The sequence below is a fragment of the Nonomuraea sp. NPDC050536 genome, assembly GCF_044457685.1.
Taxonomy (GTDB): Bacteria; Actinomycetota; Actinomycetes; order Streptosporangiales; family Streptosporangiaceae; genus Nonomuraea.
On the sequence record NZ_JBITHD010000042.1, the window covers coordinates 20,090 to 27,413 of the forward strand.

6 protein-coding genes are annotated in these 7,324 nt (G+C 62.6%); 2 read left to right on the forward strand and 4 right to left on the reverse strand.

Translation table 11 applies throughout. From position 1 onward, the window contains the following. Positions 1 to 80 precede the first annotated feature (80 nt). The gene (locus ACIBHX_RS51915; protein ID WP_397076409.1) at positions 81 to 722 is read left to right on the forward strand and encodes a LysE family translocator; all 642 of its coding nucleotides are present in this window, start codon (positions 81 to 83) and stop codon (positions 720 to 722) included. On the opposite strand, the gene ACIBHX_RS51920 is transcribed toward ACIBHX_RS51915, so the two are convergent. From ACIBHX_RS51920 to ACIBHX_RS51935, 4 genes are all read right to left on the reverse strand, one after another. Beyond that, positions 719 to 1,888, reverse strand: coding sequence for a WXG100 family type VII secretion target (locus ACIBHX_RS51920; protein ID WP_397076411.1), 1,170 nt, complete (start codon positions 1,886 to 1,888; stop codon positions 719 to 721). The two genes, ACIBHX_RS51915 and ACIBHX_RS51920, sit on opposite strands and share 4 nt — an antisense overlap. A gap of 88 nt (positions 1,889 to 1,976) precedes the next feature. Next, positions 1,977 to 2,468 (reverse strand): hypothetical protein, encoded by a 492-nt coding sequence (locus ACIBHX_RS51925; protein ID WP_397076413.1) that lies wholly within the window; start codon positions 2,466 to 2,468, stop codon positions 1,977 to 1,979. A gap of 1,223 nt (positions 2,469 to 3,691) precedes the next feature. Next, positions 3,692 to 4,489: a L,D-transpeptidase gene (locus tag ACIBHX_RS51930; RefSeq protein ID WP_397076419.1), complete on the reverse strand. Its 798-nt coding sequence runs from the start codon at positions 4,487 to 4,489 to the stop codon at positions 3,692 to 3,694. Between the two features lie 539 nt (positions 4,490 to 5,028). Beyond that, on the reverse strand, positions 5,029 to 5,865 hold the full coding sequence (locus tag ACIBHX_RS51935) for a transposase family protein (RefSeq protein ID WP_397076415.1): 837 nt from the start codon (positions 5,863 to 5,865) through the stop codon (positions 5,029 to 5,031). A 365-nt stretch (positions 5,866 to 6,230) separates the two neighbouring features. On the opposite strand from ACIBHX_RS51935, the gene ACIBHX_RS51940 reads away from it, so the two are divergent. Next, positions 6,231 to 7,324 (forward strand): ice-binding family protein (locus ACIBHX_RS51940; RefSeq protein ID WP_397076417.1); only part of this gene is annotated, 1,094 nt, incomplete at its 3' end.

A 7,324-nucleotide genomic window follows, 5' to 3' on the forward strand; every position in this document is an offset into this window, starting at 1 on the left:
GTCACCATGTCTCGCTCCCTCCCTCGCGTCCTTCCAGGTAGCGAATCAACTACGCAAAGTGACTGGGTTACTCTGCGGGCATGACGGGTGGACTTATCGGGATTGCACTGGTTTCGCTGGGCATGGTGCTGACGCCGGGACCGAACATGATCTATCTGGTGTCTCGATCGATCACCCAGGGGCGCAAAGCGGGGTTGATCTCGCTCATCGGCGTGGCCCTGGGCTTCACCACATACCTGACCGCGACGTGCCTCGGGCTGACGGCGATCTTCGCCTACGTGCCGGTGGCGTACACGGCGCTGAAGCTGGCCGGGGCCGCCTACCTGCTGTGGGTGGCGTGGAACGCGCTCAAGCCGGGCGGCACCTCGGCGTTCCAGCCGCGCGAGCTGCCGGTCGAGTCGCCGCGCAAGCTGTTCGGCATGGGGCTGTTCACCTGCCTGCTCAACCCGAAGATCGCGATCCTCTATCTGTCGCTGCTGCCGCAGTTCATCGACCCGGCCATGGGCCACGTGCTGCTGCAGTCGCTGGCACTCGGCTCGGTCCAGATCCTCATCGGCACCGGGGTCAACGCCCTGATCGCCATCTCGGCGGGCAGCCTGGCGGCCTTCCTGGCCAAGCGCCCGATCTGGATGCAAGTCCAGCGCTACGTCACGGGCACGATCCTGGGCGTCTTCGCCCTCCACATGGCCACCGACCGCACCAAGGCGCTCGTCGCGGTCTAGCCGTACTTCTTCTCTGCCTCCTCGTAGCCCTCGAGGATCGGCTTGTTGTCCTCCAGCCAGCCCTTGTCGTTGTCCTTTTGCCACTGCGAGTTCTTGGGCCTCGTCTCCACCCAGTGGACCTGCTCGCGGAAAGTGGCGAGGCTCTTGTCGGTGACCATGAGCCCCGGCAGATCCTGATGGATGCGCTTCGGCATCGCGTCGTAGATCTCCATGAGCTGCTTGTTGGGGCCGGCCAGGAAGTCACGGGTACGGCTGTCGGGAGTGCCGCCGAAGTCCCAGAACTCGTCCCAGCCGCCACGGTCGGGATCCGCCACCCGCTCGAAGTTTTCGCGGCACCAGTTGAAGACCTGTTCGACGTTCCTGTTCGCCGCCGCCAGCTTGCCGGAGACAGAGGCCAGGGCGGTCGCACTGGCGTAGATCTGGCGCAGCGCGGTCTGCGCGTTGTCGGCGGCCGCGCCGCGCCATGGCGCGTCGCGCAGGTCCTGCGCGCGGCCCTGCAGGGTATTGGCCAGCTCGACCAGGGAGTCGGCGGCCTGGTCGCACCTTCGGGCATCGGCCGGCGGCAGATACCGCTCGAGATCCTCCTTGGCCTTCGCCGCGGTCATGTTGCCGACGCCGTAGTCGATCGCCTTGGGTAACTCCAGAGTCACGCCGCCGTTGGGGTAGAACTCGCTCGGCTCGCCGAGGATGTGGCTGGGCGGGTCGCCGGGCATCATGCCCACGACCCTCTTGTCGAGCTCCGAGAGCGGGATGTCGCCGAGCCGCGGCTGGTCCGCCAGGTCGTACTGCTGGGAGGCCCGCTCGATCAGGAGCCCGGCCATTCCGGCTTCCTCGTGCAGATCCCCCCAGAACGAGAAGACGGCGTACTGCGCCCTGCTGACCAGCTTGTCCAGCTCGCGGAGCAAGGTCCAGTGGAGGTCGAAGCCCCCACCGCCGTAGTAGTAGTACGGGGTGAGCTGCCGGGCGGACATGGCCAGGTTGACGAGCTTGCCGGAGACGGCCAGGACGCCCCTGCGCTCGATCTCGAAGCCGTCCTTGTGCTCGGCGTCAAGCCCTGGCCAAGAGCCGGGAATCGTGGGATTGGTGTCCCATTGGGACCACTGATCGGCAGGCGTCGGGTTCGGCTCGCGCACGGCAACTCCGATGATCGGCTCGGGGGAGATCACCCTAGGGAGATACCTAACACGTATGCAACTCCCGCCCCCGCCGCCACGGGCATGGCCGTTTGAATCCGGCGATCCGTGGGACTGGTCCTCACTGCCTCGAAGGGGGTTTCGCCTTGGTGACCTCGGTTGATGCGGCGGCGATGAACTTCTCGACCGCTTCACGGACAGCGACGTTGCGTTGGGCCAGCGCGGATTTGTCCTCGGCCTCATTCAGGTCGGCGACCAGGGCCATCGCCTGGTCTGCGAGACGTGTGATCTGAGGATCGTCAGCCAGGAGGTGGACCCGGTAGAGCGCGTGTCGTGCAGCGGCTCGAAGCTCATGGGAACGCGTTCTGGCATCCGCGTACGCGACGCTGTCCTTGGTCTGGAACGCCTGTAGGGCCCGCTCGTACTGGGCGGAGCGGTATTCGAGGATGGCCCCAGCGAACCCGCTGTAGACCGTCATCCGTTCCTCGCGTAGACGGGCAGAGATCGTGAACAGTTCGGTTCTCTGAGCGGCGCGCTGCTGGAAGAGGAACGTGACGAGGGAACCTAACAAGGTTCCGCCGATCGCAATGAGCCCGGCAAGGACAGCTTCCATGGACTCAGTCGATCACAGGAGGTCTCCTGCGCGCCCTTGGGACGCGAATTGAGACCAAACGCCAGAGGGGTTGCGCCGAAGATCACGGCACAACCCCTCAGAACAGGCGGAGGATACGAGATTCGAACTCGTGAGGGGTTGCCCCCAACACGCTTTCCAAGTCTGTGGACCTTCGTTCATCGCCGGTCATGGGGGTCTCTAGCTGGGCTGTAGTCCATGGAGCGGACCCCGATGAACACCCACGAACGACGGTGAACTGAGACTGCAAATGAGACTACGACTCCTCTTGGATCGCAGCTCACGGATGTGTTCGACGTCTTCTCCGTCCAAGCTCGCTTAGTGGGCGTTTAATCCTGTCTGGTCCCGGTTCAGGTGCCGCGCGATGTCGGGGTGTTGTCGCCGGTGAGGCGGCGACTCATGAAGTTGATCATGGCGATGTGAATCGTGGCGTCGGAGCGGTCGAGGCGCGCCTGGTGGTTTTGTCACCCAGGTGACGGTGAGCCAAATCACTCAGGGCGATCGAGCATTTGCTCAAATAGCGATCTCTAGCTAGTCGAAGAACTCCAGGTCTCATCGCATGTGCATTTTTTGCGCACCGCAGAGATGTGCACCATGGGGACTCGATAAGCATCTCCACACTAAGTAATTAAACGATATCTAGCTGTGGCATGTCGAGCGCAGCGTTACTTGATTACCGAGGGTAGTGTTGTGGTGACCCCGTCAAAGGAAGGAATCACCGCTCATACGTTTCACCTCCCGCATGCTCGCACTGGCTGCTGCCACTGCCGCTCTGGCCCTGCCTCTGCTGACCGCAGGCCCCGCGTCCGCGAGTCGCGCCATTGCCCTCGCCCCCCTGTGATCCGCCCACCAACGCTCTCGCTTACCAGCTTCTAACAATCAACGTGCCATTGCTTGCGCCCGAGAACATGGGATCTGTTGCTCCTGGAGGCGTTCAGAACCAATGCTAGAACTCTGATAGCCGACATCAACGGCAACTGGCCCTGCTAGCCCATCTCGTCGCACCAGCGAGATAAGGGCCGGCAGGGCCGGTTGGCGTTCTCCTGAGTGGACACCTCATCGGTTGGCGGCCTCGTCCGGAGCTAGAAAGCCCGAGATCGCAATCGGCTCAAGCCCTTGACGCGACCGCCATTGACCTAGGTTGCTCAGAACGCGGGAGTTTCTCGTTGAAATGATGGCGTCGCCCATCGCCCACTGTGTCGAGGTCAAGCGGTGATCAGGACCGAACTACCCAACGGGATGCGAGACAATACGCGCAGGGCAGTGGCGGGAACCCGTACGCAACCGTGACTGATGTCCCGGCCGAACACACTTTTGTCTGGCCAACCGTGCAAAGCGATTGTGCTGGGCCCGCTATCGAAGCTGTCAAGCGAAGTCGAATGCATGCCCAACGGCAGAATCAGTGGGGTGTAGGTCAGCTTGGGAGGCGACAGGACGGCCAGCAGGAATGTCCGCCCTGTCGGTGTGGGTGTGGCCGCAGCGCCCACGGCCACTTTCCATGAACGCAGCCGATGTCCGGCCTCGAACAGGGTAAGTCTTCGAGCGGACAGCTCGATTTCTACTCGGTAAGGGCTATATGCATTCTGCAGCCCTCCGCCGTCACTGTAGATCCATCCTGTTGACTTGTTCGGCCGGCTCGGCAGCAAGACGCGAGCCCATCCTGGCTGTGTCTGCACTACCGGAACCCATGTTGCGCTCCCCACCTCAGTGGTAGGCAATATCGCCAGAGGGGGCCCTCCTGGATGGTCATAGACTATCTGTGGTTTCGTGGGATGTGTCACCCTCCCATCTCCCGGATCGAGTGAGCCGGAGTCCTTCGGTGCTCCACGGAGTCTGGTGAAAGCTGTTGCACGCGGCAATCGCGCTATTTGTGCCGCTGATACGGGTACCGGCTTGATCGGCGGCGTGGCCGCAGCCGGTGCTGCAACATGTGACGGCCTGTCTGGGGCTGTGCTGCAGGCGGCGGCCAGGGGCGTGATCGTTAGCGCGCCGTACACGATCATCTTCGTCGACCAGCCCGCCCCACGGCTGGGCCTGTCGAGGTGAAAGCAATCACGCAAAGAAAAACTCCAATAACCCGGTGAACGATCCTGAGAGGAGAGAGGTGGCGTCACTTCAGAACGCACGGTCGATGCAATGTTGGACGCCACGGCTCCGACCTGCGAGGGCGTTCCAGATATAGCACTGCCGAAAGCTGCCAATCATCTTGTCCCTGGTCCGATAAATGCAAAGATTTGCTGGGGCCTCGGTCGGTGAGACTCATGATTTGCAACTCTATGACTCGTTGGCGACTGATGATCTTCTGTGCCCCCCCTGTTCAAGTAGAGGCCCCCTCACGTCCAGTGTGCGGCTGGGCACCTTATATGGCCCGAAAGCACAGTTCTTGTGAACGTGATGTCAGCAGATGCCGACTTTTCAGAGACTGGCGTAATTACTAGGAGGTCTCTGATGTAGTGCGCGCGCGGGCCTCCTGCTGCTCCTGCCTGGCAGTCAATTAGCGCTTGCGCGGCACAAGGGGCAAAGTGGACTAACTGACGTGATCTCAGCGAATTGCCGGTAGGTAGTCGTGCTCGAAATGGGTGAGGACGAGCGCCGCGCGAGCGATGTCGCCGATTCTGCTGGGGCTTACGGTGATGTGCTGGAGGGTGCGCCAGCGGCCTTTGAGCAGGGCGAATCCGCGCTCGCCGAGACAGCGCAGGGCTCGTAGGAGCCGGTTGTAGGTGCGGTTGTCCGGGCTGAGGATCTGGTTTCCCTCGGGCTGCCTGATTGGCGTGTGAATGCCGATTCCGGCGCCGTCGTAGCCGCTGTCGGCGAGGGTGGGCAAGCCGGCTGCGGCAGCGGCGTACAGCGCGCCCAGCACGTGCGGGCGGGCGGCGGACAGGTCATGGACGGAGCCGGGCTCGACCTCGCCGATCCACAACGGCAGCCCGCCTGGTGCCGACAGCGCTTGGAGATTGCCAGCGTGCTGGTGAGCCTTGCCCGCGTACCAGACATCGATGGACTCGCCCTTGACGCTGATGGTCTGCTCGGCGCAGCGGTCGATGGGAATCAGCGTGCCGTCCAGGATCACGTACGCCAGTCCTTCGGCTTGGGCGCGGACGAGAGCTTCGGAAAGATCCGGTGCTTGAGCTGCGAGAACTTCGATGCCTTCGTGAATATAGCGGTAGGCGGTGGCCCGGGAGATGCGGTGATCGCGGCCGAGCTTGGGGATGTCGTGCTCGCCTCGGAACCAGCGCAGCACCATGACCGCTTGCCGGAACGGGCTCAGGGCCCGGCTGTCTTTGGGGGTGCCGCGCAGCCGGTGTTCATCCCGCAGGAGCCGGGCGACGTGCTGAACGAGTGCGCGGGAGATGTCGAGCGTGGCACGATGAGCAATCACGTGGAGCCTTCCGGCGGCTGGGAATTCTTGTGGTGAGAGCTCTTCTACCGAGGGCTCCACGTCTGTTTCCGGCCTTCGGCAACTCCTCCCGAAAGGCCCGGAACGTCATCAGCGGCGTCCAAGAAATCCCAATCGCCCCGAACTATTTCGCTGTGATCACCTCACTGACCAAAATCCTCGTTTGTGTCGAAGTGTAGGCTTGCACTCAAAGTTGATCGAGTTTTATGTGTCATTTAAGTGTTGGCACTCACTATGGCTGATGCCTGCAAGTAGCGTGCCAAGTCGCGGGGGATAGCACTCTCGGGGCTTCGCGGGGCGCCAACTGCCCGATGGCGGTAGGTCCGGCGGATTGATATCTCGCGCAGGTGAATGTCTCGCCTTATGTGAACGAGAAGAACCGGGCGTATCCGATGCCCTTCTGCCGGGAGAATGACGCGCTAATGAACGGAACCTTTGCACAGGCCTTGCTCAGGCTGCCCGGGCTTTCCCGAATGGCGGCGATTCTGATACTCGTCCCCATCATCGGCGCATTCTTTCTCGTGCAAGCTCGCGAGAGCGTAGCTCAGGTAGCCACCGTGGACCTGGGAACGGCCGAAAGTTTCTCGGTTCTGGCTGGGAGCGCGGTCACCAACACCGGTCCCAGTATCATTAGCGACGACTTGGGGGTGAGCCCGGGTACCGCGATCACCGGGTTCCCGCCTGGAATAGTGCTGGGAAATCAGCACAGTGCTGATGCCGTAGCCCTTCAGGCGCAATCTGACTTGACCATCGCATACGACGATGCTGCCGGCCGAACCCCGGCCACTAGTGTTCCGGCCGACCTCACCGGCCTGACACTCCCGCACGGTATTTACGCTGCCAATTCCACACTCGGCCTGACTGGCACGCTCACTCTCGACGGCGAGAATGATCCCAAGGCCGTCTTCATCTTCCAGATCGGCTCCTCGCTCATCACCGGATCGGGCAGCAACATCAACCTGATCAACGGCGCGCAAGCGTGCAATGTCTTCTGGCAAGTGGGCAGCTCGGCGACACTGGGAACGAACTCCACGTTCGTCGGCAACATTCTCGCCCTGACCTCGATTTCGGCGAACACAGGCGCCACCATCAACGGCCGGCTCCTGGCCCGCAACGGTCAGGTCAGCCTTGATACCAACACCGTCGACATCGACGAATGCGTAACAACGACTCCCACTCCGACGGTGACCCCGACGGTGACTCCGACGGTGACCCCGACGGTCACTCCGACGGTGACCCCGACGGTCACTCCGACGGTGACCCCGACGGTGACTCCGACGGTGACCCCGACGGTCACTCCGACGGTCACTCCGACGGTGACTCCGACGGTGACCCCGACGGTGACTCCGACGGTGACTCCGACGGTGACTCCGACGGTGACTCCGACGGTGACTCCGACGGTGACTCCGACGGTGACTCCGACGGTGACTCCGACGGTGAC